Annotated in this window: 17 protein-coding genes; 6 read left to right on the top strand and 11 right to left on the bottom strand. The window is 55.7% G+C overall.

Annotated features, from left to right (window positions below; translation table 11 throughout):
* Positions 1-87 precede the first annotated feature (87 nt).
* From yeiB to C7433_RS11775, 3 genes are all read right to left on the bottom strand, one after another.
* Positions 88-1,248 carry a DUF418 domain-containing protein YeiB gene (gene yeiB / locus C7433_RS11785; protein ID WP_110268212.1) on the bottom strand — a complete coding sequence of 387 codons (1,161 nt, stop codon included), beginning with the start codon at positions 1,246-1,248 and terminating at the stop codon, positions 88-90.
* A gap of 49 nt (positions 1,249-1,297) precedes the next feature.
* The gene (gene folE, locus C7433_RS11780; RefSeq protein ID WP_006119934.1) at positions 1,298-1,963 is read right to left on the bottom strand and encodes a GTP cyclohydrolase I FolE; all 666 of its coding nucleotides are present in this window, start codon (positions 1,961-1,963) and stop codon (positions 1,298-1,300) included.
* Between the two features lie 125 nt (positions 1,964-2,088).
* Entirely contained in the window at positions 2,089-3,216 is a 1,128-nt protein-coding gene (locus tag C7433_RS11775) for a YbfB/YjiJ family MFS transporter (RefSeq protein WP_110268211.1), read from the bottom strand.
* 106 nt (positions 3,217-3,322) lie between these two features.
* Between C7433_RS11775 and C7433_RS11770 the strand changes: the two genes are divergently transcribed.
* The 3 genes from C7433_RS11770 to fghA all read left to right on the top strand — a co-directional run bounded on the left by C7433_RS11770 (position 3,323) and on the right by fghA (position 6,294).
* Positions 3,323-4,234: a LysR family transcriptional regulator gene (locus tag C7433_RS11770; RefSeq protein WP_039338161.1), complete on the top strand. Its 912-nt coding sequence runs from the start codon at positions 3,323-3,325 to the stop codon at positions 4,232-4,234.
* A gap of 78 nt (positions 4,235-4,312) precedes the next feature.
* Positions 4,313-5,437 (top strand): S-(hydroxymethyl)glutathione dehydrogenase/class III alcohol dehydrogenase, encoded by a 1,125-nt coding sequence (locus tag C7433_RS11765; RefSeq protein ID WP_033740561.1) that lies wholly within the window; start codon positions 4,313-4,315, stop codon positions 5,435-5,437.
* 11 nt (positions 5,438-5,448) lie between these two features.
* On the top strand, positions 5,449-6,294 hold the full coding sequence (gene fghA / locus C7433_RS11760; protein WP_006119939.1) for an S-formylglutathione hydrolase: 846 nt from the start codon (positions 5,449-5,451) through the stop codon (positions 6,292-6,294).
* Positions 6,295-6,329: 35 nt separating this feature from the next.
* On the opposite strand, the gene C7433_RS11755 is transcribed toward fghA, so the two are convergent.
* The 5 genes from C7433_RS11755 to C7433_RS11735 form a co-directional block, all read right to left on the bottom strand.
* Positions 6,330-7,118: an ABC transporter ATP-binding protein gene (locus tag C7433_RS11755; protein WP_054633449.1), complete on the bottom strand. Its 789-nt coding sequence runs from the start codon at positions 7,116-7,118 to the stop codon at positions 6,330-6,332.
* Positions 7,118-8,194 carry an iron ABC transporter permease gene (locus C7433_RS11750; protein WP_054633448.1) on the bottom strand — a complete coding sequence of 359 codons (1,077 nt, stop codon included), beginning with the start codon at positions 8,192-8,194 and terminating at the stop codon, positions 7,118-7,120. The genes C7433_RS11755 and C7433_RS11750 overlap by 1 nt, the downstream gene beginning before the upstream one ends.
* 137 nt (positions 8,195-8,331) lie before the next feature.
* Positions 8,332-9,792, bottom strand: coding sequence for an amino acid permease (locus C7433_RS11745; protein WP_033740564.1), 1,461 nt, complete (start codon positions 9,790-9,792; stop codon positions 8,332-8,334).
* 181 nt (positions 9,793-9,973) lie between these two features.
* Positions 9,974-10,843 (bottom strand): DNA-binding transcriptional regulator YeiE, encoded by an 870-nt coding sequence (gene yieE / locus C7433_RS11740; protein ID WP_033740566.1) that lies wholly within the window; start codon positions 10,841-10,843, stop codon positions 9,974-9,976.
* A 17-nt stretch (positions 10,844-10,860) separates the two neighbouring features.
* On the bottom strand, positions 10,861-11,226 hold the full coding sequence (locus tag C7433_RS11735; RefSeq protein ID WP_006119946.1) for a YkvA family protein: 366 nt from the start codon (positions 11,224-11,226) through the stop codon (positions 10,861-10,863).
* 102 nt (positions 11,227-11,328) lie between these two features.
* Here C7433_RS11735 and C7433_RS11730 point away from each other — a divergent pair, with 102 nt between their 5' ends.
* The 3 genes from C7433_RS11730 (at position 11,329) to nfo (ending at position 14,537) form a co-directional block, all read left to right on the top strand.
* On the top strand, positions 11,329-12,381 hold the full coding sequence (locus C7433_RS11730) for a YeiH family protein (RefSeq protein ID WP_039338166.1): 1,053 nt from the start codon (positions 11,329-11,331) through the stop codon (positions 12,379-12,381).
* Positions 12,382-12,560: 179 nt separating this feature from the next.
* A complete protein-coding gene (locus C7433_RS11725) occupies positions 12,561-13,454 on the top strand; it encodes an Rpn family recombination-promoting nuclease/putative transposase (RefSeq protein ID WP_054633445.1) in 894 nt (297 codons plus the stop codon).
* A gap of 240 nt (positions 13,455-13,694) precedes the next feature.
* Positions 13,695-14,537, top strand: coding sequence for a deoxyribonuclease IV (gene nfo, locus C7433_RS11720; protein ID WP_033740573.1), 843 nt, complete (start codon positions 13,695-13,697; stop codon positions 14,535-14,537).
* A gap of 36 nt (positions 14,538-14,573) precedes the next feature.
* Here the strand turns inward: nfo and fruA are convergent, their stop codons facing one another.
* Genes fruA through fruB form a run of 3 tightly spaced genes read right to left on the bottom strand, consistent with a single transcriptional unit; the run spans position 14,574 to position 18,353 of the window.
* Positions 14,574-16,271, bottom strand: coding sequence for a PTS fructose transporter subunit IIBC (fruA, locus tag C7433_RS11715; RefSeq protein ID WP_006119954.1), 1,698 nt, complete (start codon positions 16,269-16,271; stop codon positions 14,574-14,576).
* A 16-nt stretch (positions 16,272-16,287) separates the two neighbouring features.
* Positions 16,288-17,226 (bottom strand): 1-phosphofructokinase, encoded by a 939-nt coding sequence (gene fruK, locus C7433_RS11710; protein ID WP_006119955.1) that lies wholly within the window; start codon positions 17,224-17,226, stop codon positions 16,288-16,290.
* On the bottom strand, positions 17,223-18,353 hold the full coding sequence (gene fruB / locus C7433_RS11705; RefSeq protein WP_006119956.1) for a fused PTS fructose transporter subunit IIA/HPr protein: 1,131 nt from the start codon (positions 18,351-18,353) through the stop codon (positions 17,223-17,225). The genes fruK and fruB overlap by 4 nt, the downstream gene beginning before the upstream one ends.
* Positions 18,354-18,373: the final 20 nt, after the last annotated feature.

Raw genomic sequence — 18,373 nt, 5'->3', positions numbered from 1 at the left:
GTCAGGGAAGTGCATGGGACAGCGTGAATTGCGTCACACCAATGAAAACGGTTACATACAATTCTGCAACCTTTGTGATGACCGTCATTATGTTTCTGAGGATGACGTGGGGTGCGGCGTGGCAAGAAAGCGTGTCAGACGACGCCAGATCCATTCCACCGGCCCCTGCGGGAAATAGCGTAGCCATAGCACGGAAAACAGCAGGTTAATACACCATATGCCTGGCACCATCATGACCAGTTGCCAGCGCGTAAAGTGCATAAAAAGCCCGAAGCGGTAGAACAGCGTAGTGCCGATCAGGGACTGCAGCAGATAGTTACTGAGCGCCATACGGCCCACACACTGAATAGCATAACTCATCCGCCAGCGCTGAATGGCTGGCCAAAATCCAAAGCAGAGTGCGGCATAGCCGATACTGATTAACGGGCTGGCAAAATCACGCGGCAGTTGTAAATAGAACGCACTCCAGCGTGCATCCCAGTCCACAAACCATTGCGCGGCCACACCTGCCGTCGCTATCCCCAGCCCAATCGGCAGTAACATCCGCGCAACGCGCCGGTAATGGGACACGGGAAACGTTCCTTTCAGCCAGCCGCTACGTAATAAGGCGGCGCCCAGCAGCATCAGTCCGGCCAGTTGCCAGCCATACTGCGCCACCAGCGCCATTAAACTGGAGGAGAGGTTATCCAGGCGGATGCGTACCGCCGCCAGCCCGCCGTTGACCTTCCAGAACTGTTCATACTGAATGTCTGCGGCGCCGGGCAACCACGAGCGTGACGGCTCGGCGCTGCTAATCAGGGCAAAGATCAGCAACAGCGCACAGCCCACCAGATAAAGTAAAATCCCGGTATTGATTAGCCCACGCGTGGACGGGGCATCGCGCAGCATCCGCCAGACGATCAGGCCGATAATGCCGTAATCCAGCAGGATATCGCCTTCCCAGATAAAAATGCTGTGAAGAAACCCCAGCAGCACCAGTAATGACAGACGGGCGGACAGCCAGCGACTTCCGCGCGGCAGTTGCAGTTGCAACCCCGCGCCAAACAGCAGCGCAAAGAGCGTCAGAAATTTAAGCTGCGCGAAGATATCGGACAGCGCCCATGTCCAGGCATCAGACAAGGTGACGCTGCCCTGCCAGGCAGGATTGAGATAGGCCGCAGAAGGTAAGCCAAAACCAATAATATTCAGCAACAGGATGCCGAGAATGGCACAGCCGCGAATAAAATCCAGCGCAAGGTAGCGTTGCATAGCGGCTCCTGACGGACCCGGCAGGCGCATCTGCGCCCACCTGTCGATATTAACTGTGACGCACCGCGCGCAGAAATTCCTGACGGGTATTCTGGCTGGATTTAAACAGACCGCCCAGGGAAGTGGTCGTGGTGGCACTGGTGGCATCTTTCACACCGCGAGCTTTTACACAGTAGTGGACGGCATCAATGGAAACAGCAACGTTATTGGTGCCTAACAATGTTTGCAGCGCCAGCAGCACCTGCTGAGTCAGACGCTCCTGCACCTGAGGTCGCTGGGCAAAAAACTGCACGATGCGGTTAATTTTGGACAAACCAATCACTTTGTCTTTGGGAATATAGGCGACGGTGGCTTTGCCATCGATAATCACAAAGTGATGTTCACAGGTGCTGGTCAGCGTAATGTCGCGTACCGTGACCATCTCGTCCACCTTCATCTTGTTTTCGATAAGGGTGATTTTGGGGAAATTGGCGTAATCGAGACCGGAAAAGACCTCATCGACATACATTTTGGCAATGCGGTGCGGGGTTTCCATCAGGCTGTCATCTTCAAGATCCAGATTCAGCAGCTGCATGATTTCCGTCATATGGCCTGCAATCAGGCTTTTGCGCGTTTCATCGTCCATTTCACGCGTGGGTGCACGCAGCGGCGTTTCCAGCCCACGCGCCAGCAGCGCTTCGTGAACCAGTGCAGCTTCCTGACTTAAGGTACTCATCTTACTCTTCTCCGGCAGGTGTTGCGCCCGCAGTCTGTTACCTGCGGGTCATATTACTGAGCGCGTATTGTGAAACTTTCTGTGCAGGGAATCCAGCAATCAATCTGATTGGAGATGAAAGCTTTTCACGCGACCCGCCGCCACACTAACAGGCCCGCCCAGACCAGACTGGCGCCTGCTACCCATAACGCAGGCTCAAGGTGGTGCAGAAACAGGGTTGAAAGTGAGGAAAGTAAGGGGCCAGTCAGTTGCCCAATCGCATAGCCGGTGGTCAGTAAGCCCGCCATATAGCGCGTATGCTGCGGAGCCAGTTCACGCGCGCAAAGCAGCGACAACTGCACGACACTCAAAAAGCCCCCGCCCACCAGCAGCGCACCGAGTAACAAACCACCGAACCCCGGCAACAAGGCGGCCGCCAGCACGCCCAGCGCCTGGGCCCAGAGCGTGATGGCCAGGCGGGCATGCGCCTGCCCCATTCGACGCGTCACAATACCGATGACGATGCCCAGCATCGCCGCCCCGCCAAATACCGGCCAGACCAGCTGCGCCAGCGCACTGCCCGGAAAACGGGCTGCCGCCATTTGCGACAAAAAGGTGGCAGGCAAAATATAGCCAAACCCCGCCAGGCTGTAGCTCAGGACCAGCCGCCGCAGGTTGGGCGTCAGCGTCAGCGGCGCTGGTATCTGCCCTGCCCGGTGCAGCGCCCCCGTACGCGGCAGGTTGCGGCAGATGGCCGCCACCAGCACGGTGGCCAGCACAGCGTAAATGCCCCACGCCAGCGTCACAGAGACCTGTAAACTGTGTAAGATGACCGCCAGCAGGCCGCTGATGAAAATGCCAGCGCCGGGACCGGCAAAGACCGCCGCCGACAGACCAGGACGACCGTGATGATGCAGTTGCTCATTGCTCCACGCGGCCACCAGCACCATGGCCCAGCCGCTGGCCCAGCCAATCACAAAACGAATGATCCCGTGCAGCCAGGGGCCACCGGCACAGGCTGACAACGCGGTTAACACCACCGCGCCCCAAACCCCCAGATGCAGCCGCCACTCCACACGCTGCTGCGCGCGCATCGCGTCAAAGGAGCCGCACAGGTAACCCAGGTAGTTTAATGCTGCGACCACACTGGCACTGGTCAGGGTTAACTGATCAGCCTGAATCAGTAAAGGCACCTGGGGCGTAAACGCAAAACGGCCGATGCCCATGACGACAAACAAGGTCAAAAACGCACTTATCGCGACGCGAAATGCCATTGGGCACCTCAGTTTTTTTAAATTGAAACTTGCGTACAGCATGAACGATGCTTAGAATCACGAAAAGTGAATAATATTAACCAACTTGTTTACAGGAAGAGAACACATGGATTTAGTCCAGCTACGTATGTTCTGTTCCGTGGCAGAGAGCGGTTCTCTTGCCCGTGCTGCGGAACAACTGCATCGGGTGCCTTCTAACCTCACCACGCGCCTGCGCCAGTTGGAAGAGGAACTGGGTGCCGATCTGTTCATTCGGGAAAAACAGCGCATTCGCTTATCCCCGATGGGCCATAATTTTCTTAACTATGCGCAGCGCATTCTGGCCCTGAGCGATGAAGCCTTAAGTATGGCGCGCACCGGTAAGCCTGGCGGGAATTTTGCGCTGGGCTCGATGGAAAGTACGGCGGCAACGCGCCTGCCTGGCCTGCTGGCTGCCTATCATCAGCGTTTTCCGGCGGTCGCCTTATCGCTGATCACTGGCACCTCCGGTGAAATTATCGATCGGGTTCGCGAAGGAACACTGGCCGCGGCGTTGGTCGACGGGCCGGTTCAGCACGACGATCTGAATGGCTGTATTGCGTTCCGTGAAGAGATGGTGCTCATCACTGACCTTGACCACATCCCGGTGACGAGCGCACGCGATACTCAGGAAGATACGTTGTTTGCGTTCCGCAACAGCTGCTCTTACCGGGTGAAACTGGAAGCCTGGTATCGCGACAGCCAGGCGGCGCCAGACAGCGTCATGGAGATTCAGTCTTATCATGCCATGCTGGCCTGTGTCGCAGGCGGTGCAGGCGTGGCGATGATTCCGGCGTCGGTCCTGAAACAGATGCCAGAGCGCGCACGGGTTCAGGTACACAGCCTGCCGGCGAAGTATCGTGATACTGCGACCTGGCTGATGTGGCGACGGGACGCCTTCACGCCCAATGTTGAGGCACTCAAGTACCTCATTATCGAACAGTTTCACGATCGTCCGCTCAACGATGAGCTGATGCATCCTTTACAGGCGGCGGAATAAGATTTCCGCGCTATTTTTAATGAATCACGACCATCCAGACGCCATAACGCGTCACAATCTGACTGGAAGAGGGATTGCATGAACATGATCAAAACCCGTGCCGCTGTCGCCTGGGCCGCTGGCGAACCACTGAAAATTGAAGAAGTGGATTTAATGCCGCCGCAAAAAGGGGAAGTGCTGGTCCGTATCGTTGCCACTGGCGTTTGTCATACGGATGCTTATACGCTGTCAGGTAGCGATCCGGAAGGCGTGTTCCCGGCGATTCTGGGTCACGAAGGCGGCGGTATCGTTGAAGCGGTCGGCGAAGGCGTCACCAGCGTGGAAGTGGGCGATCATGTTATCCCGCTTTACACGCCGGAATGTGGTAAATGTAAGTTCTGTCTGTCAGGCAAAACCAATCTGTGCCAGGCCATCCGCACCACACAAGGTAAAGGCCTGATGCCTGACGGCACGACGCGCTTCTTTAAAGACGGTAAACCCATTTTTCACTATATGGGCACGTCAACCTTCTCCGAATACACCGTCGTCCCGGAAATCTCTCTGGCGAAAATCAGTAAAGAAGCGCCACTGGAAGAAGTGTGCCTGCTGGGCTGCGGCGTAACCACCGGTATGGGCGCAGTGATGAACACCGCTAAAGTTAAAGAAGGCGATACCGTTGCCATCTTTGGTCTGGGCGGCATTGGTTTGTCAGCGATTATCGGCGCGAAAATGGCGAAGGCCGGCCGCATCATTGGTATTGATATCAATACCAGCAAATTCGACCTGGCCCGTAAACTTGGTGCAACCGATCTGATCAACCCTAAGGATTACGATAAACCTATCCAGGACGTGATTGTTGAACTCACCGACGGCGGCGTGGATTTCTCCTTTGAATGTATCGGTAACGTCAACGTGATGCGTTCTGCCCTGGAGTGCTGCCATAAAGGCTGGGGCGAGTCGGTGATCATTGGCGTCGCCGGTGCAGGCCAGGAAATCTCTACGCGTCCGTTCCAGTTAGTCACAGGGCGCGTCTGGCGTGGCTCTGCGTTTGGTGGCGTAAAAGGTCGCTCGCAGCTGCCTGGGATTGTGCAGGATTACCTCGATGGTAAATTTGCGTTGAACGACTTCATTACGCATACCATGCCGCTGGAAGAGATAAATGACGCCTTTGATTTGATGCACGAAGGGAAGTCGATCCGCTCCGTCGTTCACTTCAATAAGTAATCGGGGGCGCTATGACATCTTCTCTTGAGTTACTGGAAGAACACCGTATTTTTGGCGGCTGGCAGCAGCGCTGGCGTCATCCCTCTCAGGTGCTGAACTGCCCGATGACGTTCAGCATCTATTTGCCCCGTCCGCGCGGGGATTCGCCCCCGCCGGTGGTGTGGTTTCTGGCAGGCCTGACCTGCAATGATGAAAACTTTACCACCAAAGCGGGTGCGCAGCGCGTCGCCGCTGAACTGGGGCTGGTGCTGATCATGCCCGATACCAGCCCGCGCGGTGAGGCGGTGGCCAATGACGAGGGCTATGATCTGGGCCAGGGCGCGGGCTTTTATCTCAATGCGACGCAGCAGCCCTGGGCGAGCCACTATCGGATGTTCGACTACCTTAGTGAGGAGCTGCCTGCGCTGATTGCCGATAACTTTAAGGTCAGTGAACGTCAGTCGATCATGGGGCACTCTATGGGCGGACACGGCGCGCTGATGCTGGCGTTACGCCTGGCAAACCGCTTTGCCTCCGCCTCCGCCTTTGCGCCGATTGTGAATCCCGCCGATGTGCCCTGGGGACAAAAGGCGTTCACCGCTTATCTGGGAGAGGATCGCCAGGCCTGGCGGGCATACGACAGCTGTCAGCTGATGCGCGAGGTTCAGCATCGCCTGCCGTTATTGATCGATCAGGGCGACAGCGATCAGTTTTTGGCGGATCAGCTTCAGCCGGAGCGATTAGAGGCAGTGGCGCAGGAGATGGATTTCCCGTTAACTCTGCGTATTCAGCCAGGCTACGATCACAGTTACTTCTTTATCGCCAGCTTCGTGGAAGATCATCTGCGCTTTCATGCGCAGCACTTGTTGGTGGGATAACACAACCGGGGATGGCGTGCGCCATCCCCGTTTTTTTACATCAGCCCTTCCCGGACTAATCCGTCAATCATGACCTGCGGCATTCCGCGGGAACAGTGCTCAATGCGGCCCTGCACGCCATAAACCTGCGCCAGCGTAGTGGGCGTGATCACGCTATCCGGTGCGCCTTCCGCGATTAACCGTCCCGCTTTGAGCATCAGCGCATGCTGCGCGTGACGTAAAGCGATATTGATATCGTGGACCACGACCACCGTCACCATATTGCGCAGCGCCGTCTCACGCCGCACTAAATCCATAACGTGAAACTGGTAGTTTAAATCCAGCGCACTCAGCGGTTCATCCAGCAGTAACAGCGCAGGCCGGCGAATCAACGACTGGGCCAGGCCAACAAGCTGCTTTTGTCCACCCGAGAGCTGATCCAGGTACCGCATTGCCAGATGGGCAATGCCCAGTTGATCCAGCAGTCTCATGACATCGGCTTCACTGGCGGGACTGTGCAGGCCCGATGACGCACGCTGCGCGACAATAATGGACTCCAGCACATGCAGATGCACCCCCGCAGGCAACGATTGCGGCAGGTACACAACCTGTCTGGCCCGGCGGGCAAAGGGCTGAGTCATCAGATCTTCGCCGTTTAACCACAGTTCGCCCTGCCCTTTATTCAGCCCGGCCAGCGCACGCAGTAAGGTGGATTTACCGCAGCCGTTCGGTCCCAGCAGGACCGTGATTTCGCCACGCGGTAACGGCTCGACGTGAAGGTTATCAATGACCTGACGTTTAGGATAACCGGTGGTGAAGCCGCGCAGGCGTAATCCCTGTTTCATTACACATGCCCTCGGTGACGCAAAATGATACTCAGGAAAAACGGCACCCCAATGAGCGAGGTCACAATCCCGACCGGGATGATGGCTCCGGGAATCAGGTTTTTGGAAGCCACTGAGGCCAGCGACAGCACAAGGGCACCGGTCAGCGCACTGGCCGGTAGATAGAAGCGATGATCTTCGCCAAACATCATACGGGCGATGTGCGGTGCGACCAGGCCAATAAAACCAATCGGGCCGACAAAGGCAACCGCTAAGGCGGATAGCACACTAATACGCAGCAAAGTCGCCAGGCGCAGACGGCGCACGTCGATACCAAAACTCACGGCCCGGTCTTCCCCCAGGCGCAGTGCGGTCAGTTTCCAGCTACTGAGCAGGGAAAACGGCACCAACAGCACAAAAGCCGCGCTCAGTACGCCCAGTTTTTCCCAGGACGCACGCGCCAGGCTGCCCATGGTCCAGAACACCAGCCCCTGTAACGTATCTTCACTGGCGATAAACTGCATCATCGACACCAGCGCATTAAAGGTAAACACCAGGGCAATACCAAATAACACCACGCCAGATGACGAGACCTGCGTCCAGCGCGTAATGCCGTCCAGCATTAAGGCGGCCAGCAGAGCAAAGATAAACGCATTGGCTGAGATAAACCACTGACCGGAGATCCCCGGAATCCCTACGCCTAAAATAATGGCCAGTGCGGCGCCGAACGCCGCCGCCGAGGAAACGCCCAGCGTAAACGGACTGGCAAGCGGGTTATTAAGGATGGTTTGCATTTCTGCGCCGGCAAGGCCCAGTGCAAGGCCGACCACGATGGCCATGAGCGCATAAGGCAGGCGGATATCCCAGACAATGACGCGCGTGCCTGCATCAACGCTCTCGGGTGAGAGCAGCGTGTGCCACAACGTCGATAGCGAAAGTCCGGCCGGGCCGAGCGTAAAGTCCAGAACCAGTGACGCAAGGATCGCCACCAGCAACGCCCCTATCCAGAACAGGCGGCGGCGCAAAACCTGATGATAATTTTTCAGTATGGGCTGATGGCCTGCTTCAGCACCAATCAACGAGGATTCCGTTGTCATGGTTCAATCCAGTAATGGCTCCAAAATTAAAAACGCAGCCACAATAGTGCAGGTGATAATAATTATCAATTCATGGAATGTTAATAGTGATGACGTAACGTAAAAGCGCACGGCGTTTACCGTGCGCTTTTAACCCGTTATGAGCGGGGAAATTCCATCTCACTGTATTTCACAATGCGTCCGCCCCGCACCAGCCTGTAACCCAGCCAGATCAGCAGGAACAAAGGCAGGCCAATATAGGTCGCTGCAACGCTGTACCAGTCAATGGTGTCCTGCAGGAAGGCCTGGTAATTCTGACCGAGCGTAATAATCAGACAGAGTACAAAGGCAAAAATGGGCCCCAGTGGGAAGAAGCCTGAGCGGTACGGCAAGTCGCTCAGATCGCGCCCCTGAGCCACATAACCGCGACGGAAACGATAGTGACTGATGGCAATCCCTAACCAGGCGATAAAGCCTGTCATACCGGAGGTATTCAGCAGCCAGAGATAGACTTCCTGATTACCAAATTTTGAGGTTAAAAAGCACAAACCCGCGACGACGGTGGTGGCCCATAACGCATTACGCGGTACGCCGCCTTTTGACAGCCGGGCAAAAATGCGCGGCGCTTTACCTTCACACGCCAGGTTATACAACATGCGCGTTGAGGCATACATCCCGGAGTTACCCGCCGACAGTACCGCCGTTAAAATCACCGCGTTCATGACCGCCGCCGCAGACAGCAGGCCGGCATTCTGGAACACCAGGGTAAACGGACTCACGCTGATATCTTTAATATCATTGTGCAGCAGTTGCGGATCGGTATAGGGCAGAATCAGACTGATAATCAGAATGGCCAGCACATAAAACAGCAGGATGCGCCAGAACACCTGACGCACGGCGCGCGGAATGTTTTTCGCCGGATCTTCAGATTCACCCGCCGCTATGCCGATGAGTTCAGTCCCCTGGAAAGAAAAGCCGACAATCATTGCAACACCGATCATCGCCGCGAAGCCTCCGGCAAACGGCGCATCGCCTACCTGCCAGTTATGCCAGCCTGCATTTTCCGCGCCACGCATAATGCCCACAATCATCAACACGCCCACCACGATAAAGATCACGACGGTGGCGACTTTGATCAAGGAGAACCAGTATTCGGTCTCGCCAAAGCCTTTGACTGAAATGTAATTGATCAGGAACATCAGGCTCAGGAACAGTGCGCTCCAGATCCAGCCCGGCGTGTCGGGAAACCAGTAATTCATAACCAGTTGCGATGCTACCAGGTCGACAGCAATGGTGACCGCCCAGTTGTACCAGTAATTCCAGCCCAGGGCGAAACCAAAGCCCTCTTCCACATATTTGGCACCGTAGGTGGCGAAGGAGCCGGAAACCGGCATAAACGCGGCCAGTTCGCCGAGGCTGGTCATCAGGAAATAGACCATTAAGCCAATTAAGGCATATGAGAGTAATGCCCCGCCGGGGCCAGCTTGAGAGATGGTGGCACCGGATGCCACAAACAGACCTGTACCGATTGATCCGCCAATGGCGATCATGGTGAGATGGCGTGCTTTTAGATCGCGTCGTAACGCAGGTTGTTGTGTTGTATTTGTGTCATTATGCATGTGTAAACATTACGCTGGGTAAAAATAAGGCGCGATTGTAGCAGCAAAGGCCACGCTGTATAGCGAATGCTACGCTGTTATTAGTTACCTTCATGATTGGCGCGAAATTATTAGCGGCGCCGCCTGTTTCCCTGAAATTCAAGGGGTTGAACCGCTGATTAAACCACCATTCATCGGGCGTTTACGTTTCCCGGCAGTACGATAAAAACCGCGACAGGGCCTTTGAGATGTGTTTTTGTCGATGGTGGATGCGATAAAGCGTGCGCGTCAGATTCGGCAAAGGCGTTTTCAGCTCAATCAGCGTCCCGGCGCTCAACTGCTCGGCAATCACCCGACGTGATAAGCAACTGATGCCCATCCCGTGCCGCACGGCATGCTTTATCGCTTCGGAGTTGCCCAGCTCCATGCCCAACTGAAATGTCGGCAAATGGGACAACAGCAGATAATCGACAATCTCGCGCGTACCTGAGCCGCGCTCGCGGAGAATCCAGGTGGCCTCAGCCAGCGAGGTCAGCGTGACGGGCTGCTGCAAAATGGCGGCGTCCGGTGCGGCAAAGACCACCAGTTCATCTTCCAGCCAGGGCTCGCTGACCAGTTCTGTCATATGGCACGGCCCCTCAATTAATCCCACATCGACGCGAAAATCGGAAACGGCTGTGATCACGTCCTGACTGTTTCCCACGCTCAGCTCTAAAGGCAACGTGGGGAAATCACGGCGGTAACCGGCAATCATCCCCGGCAGCAGATAATTCCCGATGGTGCTGCTGGCATAAATACGAATAGCCCCGTTATCTTCTTTAAATAACTGTTCGATTTCTGTGGCCTGTTCGAGCAGGCCAACGGCACGGGGATAAAGTAACCGGCCATGTTCGTTGAGCACTAGCCGCTTTCCTACCCGATCGAAAAGCTGCACACCTAACTGGTTTTCCAGATCAGCCAGGGCGGCACTGACAGCAGACTGGGAGAGCGCCAGCACCTGAGAAGCCTGGGTGGTAGAGCCGCTTTTAAGCACCTCGGTAAACACTTCAATTTGTCGCAGGGTAATATGCATGAAAACTCCGGAATCACTTAGCGCGCGACAAGGTAAACGATCAGGGCGATCCACAGCAGAAAAATCACACCCAGTACACCCAATACTTTTTTACCGCGTGCACGCTGTTGCTGCGCACGCGCGACGCTGCGGGCCCGAACCTCGCGCGGCAGCATTTTCAGCAGTAACATGACACCGGCAGGGATAATGACGGCATCGTCTACTAGTCCCACAACCGGGATAACATCCGGAATCAAATCGATCGGACTTATGCCGTACGCCAGCAACCCGGCGGCCAGGCCTTTACACCACAGCGGTGTTTGAGGATCGCGACAGGCAAAGGCGAGCGTCAGCACATCGCGTTTGATGAGCGTGATTAAGCGTTTCAGTCGTGCAAACAGCATAGTTCCTGCCTTATCACTTATAGCGGTAGATTATAAATATATAATCAATTTCACTTTTAACAAGCCCCGCATGATGATGAGCGCTCAACCAGGAGCGTAATCATGGCAGACATCACCCTTTCAAAAAATCCTTTCGTTCAGCAGTGGCTACCCGGCCTGTTGTTATGCGGCCTGATCGCCAGCGTGACTGCCGCTGTGGCCCAGGTGCCAGGCATCGCTCGTCTGGGTCTGGGCTCATTAACTCTGGCGATTATGCTGGGCATCATCGTCGGTAACAGCGTTTACTCGCCTCTTGCCGGCCAGTGTGACGCGGGCGTGCAGCTGGCAAAACAAAAACTGCTCAGGCTCGGTGTGATTCTGTTTGGCTTTCGCATCACCTTGCAGCAAATCACCGACGTGGGATTAAGCGGCCTGCTGATTGATGTGCTGACCCTGAGCAGTACGTTCTTTGTGACCTGCCTGCTGGGCCGACGTCTGCTGAAGCTTGACCGCGAAACTGTATGGTTAATTGGTGCAGGCAGCAGCATCTGTGGCGCCGCGGCGGTGCTGGCCACGGAACCGGTGGTCAAAGCGGCGCCGTCAAAAGTGGCCGTTGCCGTCGCTACGGTGGTGCTGTTTGGTACCCTGGCGATTTTTATTTATCCCGTTTTGTGGCCACTGGTGCATGACTTTTTTCCCCGTGTCACGCTGACGCAGTTTGGCATTTTTACCGGTTCAACCATTCATGAGGTGGCGCAGGTCGTTGCTGCCGGACACAGCATTGCGCCCGAAACCGAAAGCAGCGCCGTTATCGCGAAAATGCTGCGCGTCATGCTGCTGGCGCCGTTTTTACTGTTGCTGAGCGGCGCCCTGCGACGTGAGCAGGCAGAACAGCAGAGCGCAAAGCCGGTGACGTTTCCATGGTTTGCCCTGATGTTTGTCGTTGTCGCCTTGTTCAACTCGCTGCACTGGCTGCCGGCCGGATGGGTGAATATGTTCAACACGCTGGGAGGAATATTGCTGACCATGGCAATGGCGGCACTGGGTCTGACCACCCGTTTCACTGCTCTTCGTGCAGCGGGCTATAAACCTGTGCTGTTGGGGGCACTGGTCTTTGGCTGGCTGGTGCTGGGCGGCGGCACGATTAACCTGCTGGTTCAGCGTTTTATCGCGTAAGGCACGTTCATGCCTTCATCAAACCGGCCGCATGCAGGCCGGTTAGCCCGTTTGCTCGCGTACTGAAGGTGTTCATCTCACCCAACGTTGCGAGAAGCGCCGTAAATTAAACCATTGTTATTAGGTAAGATCCTCCCGTAGCTCTATTGTAGACCGGTGATTTTTACGAGCCGGAACTGATGAAGAGAACATCCCCAACACCGACACCTCACGACGCGCTGTTCCGACAGTTTCTGACCGAACCGGACGTGGCGCGGGATTTTATGGCGATCCACCTGCCACAAGCGTTGCGCGCCCTGTGCGATCTGACCACGCTTAAGCTGGAATCGGGTTCTTTTGTCGAGGACGACCTGCGGCAGTACTATAGCGATGTGCTGTACAGCGTGAAAACCGCGTCCGGCGAAGGCTATATCCACGTCCTTATTGAACACCAGTCTGGTCCGGATAAACACATGGCCTTCAGGTTAATGCGCTATGCGGTGGCCGCCATGCATCGCCATCTGCAAGCCGGACATCAAACGCTGCCGTTAGTCATTCCCGTCTTGTTCTACACCGGTAAACGTAGCCCCTATCCCTATTCTCTCTGCTGGCTGGATGGCTTTGCGTTACCGGATCAGGCGGGCAAACTTTACACGGCGGCTTTCCCTTTGGTTGACGTAACGCGTATCCCTGACGACGAGATCCTGCACCACCGCCGTATGGCCGCCTTAACGTTACTTCAGAAGCACATCCATCAGCGTAATCTGACCGTGATGCTTGACAGGCTGGTGGCTATTCTCACAAATGAATATCTCTCTTCATCACAGGTTATCTCGCTGGTAAACTACATGGTGCAGGCGGGCGAGGTGTCGGATGCGCACGCCTTAATCCATAAGCTGGCACAGCGGGTGCCGCAACACGGAGACGCACTGATGACCATTGCAGAACAGCTGGAACAAAGAGGGATTGAGAAAGGCAGAAAGGAAGAAGCGCTGAAGATTGCCCGGGTCATGTTAACTAACGGCTTTGACCGCCCTACCGTCATCAAAATGACCGGCCTGAGCGAAAAAGATATCGCGCAACTCCGCCACTGACAGGTTTGCCCAACCTTTTTAGTCCCCGCATCATTCTGTTGCAGACGCTTGCCAGCTCGCCATGCTGGCAGCCTGTCCTTTCTGACGCCGCTCTGTTCTGCGGGGCAGCAAATATTATCCTGTCGCGCTGCTGTTTGCCTGCCTAATCCGGGTGTAAAAATTTCCGCCGCGCTGCGTTTTGCCCCAGTGTCATCGTGTATCATGCCGTTCAGACTGAGTTGAACCCTTCAGGAGAACGGCATGAAGTATATTGGCGCGCACGTCAGCGCATCGGGTGGTGTGGATCAGGCAGTGATCCGCGCGCATGAACTGGAAGCCACGGCGTTTGCGCTGTTCACCAAAAATCAGCGCCAGTGGAAAGCCGCCCCGCTCTCGGATGAGACTATTGCTGCCTTTCGCGCTGCCTGCGAGAAATACCACTTTTCATCAGATCAGATTCTGCCTCATGACAGCTATCTGATTAATCTGGGGCATCCGGTTATGGAAGCCCTGCAGAAATCCCGCGATGCCTTCGTGGATGAAATGCAGCGTGCAGAGCAACTGGGCCTGACACTGTTGAATTTTCATCCGGGTAGCCATTTACAGCAGATTGACGAGCTGACCTGTTTAAAACGTATCGCTGAGTCCATCAATATCGCACTGGATCAGACCCGCAACGTCACCGCCGTGATTGAAAACACTGCCGGACAGGGCAGTAATCTGGGCTTTCGCTTTGAGCATCTCGCGACCATTATCGAACACGTTGAAGATAAATCTCGCGTAGGTGTTTGTATTGATACCTGCCATGCTTTCGCCGGCGGATATGACCTGTGCAGCGAAGCAGCCTGTACTGAAACCTTTGCCGAGTTTGATCGCATAGTCGGATTTAATTATCTGCGTGGCATGCACCTGAATGATGCCAAAAGTACGCTGGGCAGCCGGGTTGACCGTCACCACAGCCTGGGAGAAGGCAATATCGGTAAAACCGTGTTTAGCTGGATAATGAAGGATTCGCGCTTCGATGGTATTCCGCTGATTCTGGAGACCATCAATCCGGATATCTGGAAAGATGAAATAGCCTGGCTCAAATCAGAGCAACGTTAAAAAAAGGAGCCTGGCGGCTCCTTTTTCCTTTTAAGATCAGGCTTTCGCCAGTTCTTCTTCCGGGCGTTTCAGCACCGCATACCCTAATCCGGCAATGGCTGTGCCGATAACAATCGACAGCAGGTAACCCAGTACCGGGGTAATTGCACCTGGAATTAACAGCACGAACAGGCCGCCGTGCGGTGCCATCAGTTTGGCACCAATCGCCATAGAAGTGGCACCGGTCACCGCACCGCCGACGATACAGCATGGCAGGACGCGCATGGGGTCACGAGCGGCAAACGGAATCGCACCTTCTGAGATAAAGCACAGGCCCAGAACCAGCGCGGCTTTACCTCCTTCCTGCTGACCTTTATTGAATTTACGACGGGCAACCAGCGTCGCCAGCCCCATTGCCAGCGGTGGCACCATACCCGCAGCCATAATGGCGGCCATCGGTGCATAGGTTTGTGAACTCAGCAGACCGACACCGAAAGCGTAGGCAACTTTGTTAACAGGACCACCCATGTCGGTACACATCATACCGCCGAGGATAGCACCCAGCAGGATAGCATTAGCCGTTCCCATGTGAGCCAGCCAGCTGGTCAAACCGCTCATGATGCCCGCGACGGGTTTACCGACCACATAGATCATCAGCAAGCCGGTGATCAGGCTGGCAAACAGCGGAATGATCAGGATAGGTTTTAACGCTTCCATACTTTGTGGCAGCTTCACTTTGCCGCTAATGAGTTTGGCTGCATACCCCGCAATAAAGCCCGCGATGATGCCGCCAAGGAAGCCCGCGTTGATGCTGGTGGCGATCATCCCGCCAATCAGGCCCGGCGTCAGGCCCGGACGGTCCGCGATAGAGAACGCGATAAAACCCGCCAGCACCGGCACCATCAGGGCAAACGCGCTACCGCCACCGATTTGCATCAGCGCAGCCGCCAGCGTACCCGGCTCTTTAAACGCCGTAATACCAAACGCAAACGACAGCGCGATACTCAGACCACCAGCCACCACCATCGGCAGCATGTAAGACACACCTGTTAACAGATGACGGTAAGCGCCTGCACCGCCCTCTTTTTTCTCTTCCTGATTGCTGTTTTGCGCGCCGGACGGTTTAAACGGCTTCGCTTCAGCAACGGCTTTATCCAGTTCCTGAGCGGTCTTCTTCAGCGCCAGGCCGGTTGAGGTACGGTACATCGGTTTACCCGCAAACTTCGCCAGGTCCACTTCGATATCCGCCGCCACGATCACCAGATCGGCCGCCGCCACTTCTTCTGGCGTAATCGCGTTACCTGCACCAACAGAGCCACGGGTTTCAACTTTTACCCACCAGCCGCGTTTGGTCGCTTCAGCCTGAATAGCTTCAGCCGCCATAAACGTATGTGCTACGCCCGTTGGACAGGCCGTTACGGCAACCACGCGTTTTGGTCCGTTAGCTGACGCTGTTGCAGGGGTTGCAGCCGGAGCGGCTGCGCGGGCCTGCCAGGGTTTCGCTTCGGCTTTCGCACGGTTCAGGAACTGTTCTGGCTCACTGACCGCCTGTTGAACATCGCCCAGCCAGACGGATTTTCCGTTCAGCGCAGCATCGTCAGGCACATGTTGACCGGTGACAATCACCAGTTCGGCTTCCGCCGGGTTTTCTGTTAGCGTCAAACCCGCCTGCGCAGCCGCAGCAGCCAGACGTTGTTTTGCCATGTAGGCAGAGGCCAGTCCTGTTGAAGGATCTTTTATCAGCAGCGTTTTCACTATCGCTCTCCTGCTGTTAGTTAACGGGTTGTAAGTCGACGCGCGCCATCATTGCGGCCAACTGGGTACGATCGGTAACGCCAACGTTGCTCTGGCTCACGGCCATCGCGGCTACCGCAGTAGCCAGACGTAACGTATGTTCACTGGATTCACGCATTAACAGGCCATAAATCAGGCCACCTACCATGGAGTCACCTGCCCCAACGGTGCTGACAACCTCGCACACCGGCGGTTTAGCAATCCATTCACCTGAGGCATTGACCCAAAGTGCGCCTTCTGCACCCAGAGAAATCACCACATGTGCAATGCCCTGCTCACGCAACTCGTGCGCTGCGTTAATCACATCCTGCAACGTAGGGAGTTTACGTCCCGCCCAGATTTCCAGCTCGCGACGGTTGGGTTTGACCAGCCATGGTGCGGCCTTCAGGCCTGCGACCAGCGCTTCACGGCTGCTGTCGAAGATAATGCATGGGCAATGGGTGCGCAGTTCGGTCATCCAGCGGGTAAAGGCGTCAGGATCGACACCTTCCGGCAGGCTGCCACTAACGCAAACCATGTCGAACTGACCCAGCCAGGTTAATGAATCGCTGGTAAAACGATCCCAGTCCTGCGCGGTCACCCTGAAGCCGGAAAAGTTGAGATCGGTGACGTCCCCGTTTTGCTCGGTGAGCTTGACGTTGATGCGGGTACGGCCATTGACCACCTGAAAGCGGTTAGCAATCCCCAGTTCACTGAACAGCTGTTGGAAACCATCCTGGTTATCTTTCCCCAGAAAGCCCCCTACGGTGACATCAATCCCCAGATCTTTCAGCACTTTGGCAACATTGATGCCTTTACCGGCAGCATGCAATCCGGTGGTCTTCACCAGGTTCACTTCACCGCGCTCAATTTCAGGCGTATAGCCGACCAGGTCGTACGCAGGATTCAACGTGATAGTTGCCACACGTCTGGTCATGCTGCCCCCTCACCTAATCCGCTGTTGATTGCTTCTTCGATGGCATCTAATGCCTGCTGTGCATCATCACCACTGGCAGTGAAACGCAGGCGATGGCCTTTTTTCACGCCCAGCGCGACCACTTTCATCAGGCTGCGTCCGTTCGCCGGTTTGCCGCTGCCGTCGAGGTTCGTAATCGTGATCTCACTGTTAAACTGCTTGATAACGCTCACCAGTGCCGTACCCGGACGCGCATGTAAGCCATGCTCGTTGCGGATCGTGAATTCTGCAGTCAGTTGGTCCGCCTGCTCGTCGACTTCGCTGGTCAGCAGAGCATAAACACCTGCCGCATCCGCTTTTAATAAACGATCGGCCTTATTACTCTGCAGCAGAGCGCTGAGGTAGCCCAGCACGTCCAGAGGACGCTCATCAACGGCTGCCACGCTTATCAGCATGTTGACCGGTTCGCCCTGGTGCTCAAACGCGCTCGCTGCGCGGCTGACGGCTACGCCGCTTTGCAGATTGCCTTTACCGCTGTCACTGAGCCAGATGCCCTGTCCCAGACTCAGAGGATGGCGGGACACCACATCCGCGACATAGCTGGCATCAACCACGCCCGCCGCCTGTAAACGCCCGGCATTTAAGGCCTGCAACGTCATCAAATCACGTGCATTGACGTCGAGGGTAATCAGGGAGGTGTCAAAGCTGAACGCTGCGGGCTGCTTCTCACCCATCAGCAGCGCACGCAAATCTTCCGCTGAGGCCGTTTTAAGCTGTTCGGCAACAGAGTCATCACTCAGCACATGCGTAAGCTGACGTAACAAGGCCAGGTGTTCATCGGATTTGGCCGCAATACCAATCGCGACATAGGCGGTCTGATCGTCGCCCCAGGCAATGCCCTGCGGAAACTGAAAGACCTGCACGCCGGTTTTCAGCACCAGATCGCGCGTGTCGGTGGTGCCGTGAGGAATGGCAATACCATTACCCAAAAAGGTAGAGGTCTGCTGCTCACGTGCCAGCATACCGTTGACATAACCTTCCGCCACGTTACCTGCGGCAGTAAGTGCCGCCGCAACCTGACGAATCGCATCTTCTTTATTTTGGGCGCTGGCTCCGGTATGGATGGCCTGCAATTCGAGCTGGAACATAATTCTCCTCGCTTGCTGAT

The organism is Pantoea sp. PNA 03-3, assembly GCF_003201175.1.
Lineage (GTDB): Bacteria > Pseudomonadota > Gammaproteobacteria > Enterobacterales > Enterobacteriaceae > Pantoea > Pantoea stewartii.
This window is presented reverse-complemented; position numbering and strand designations above follow the sequence as displayed.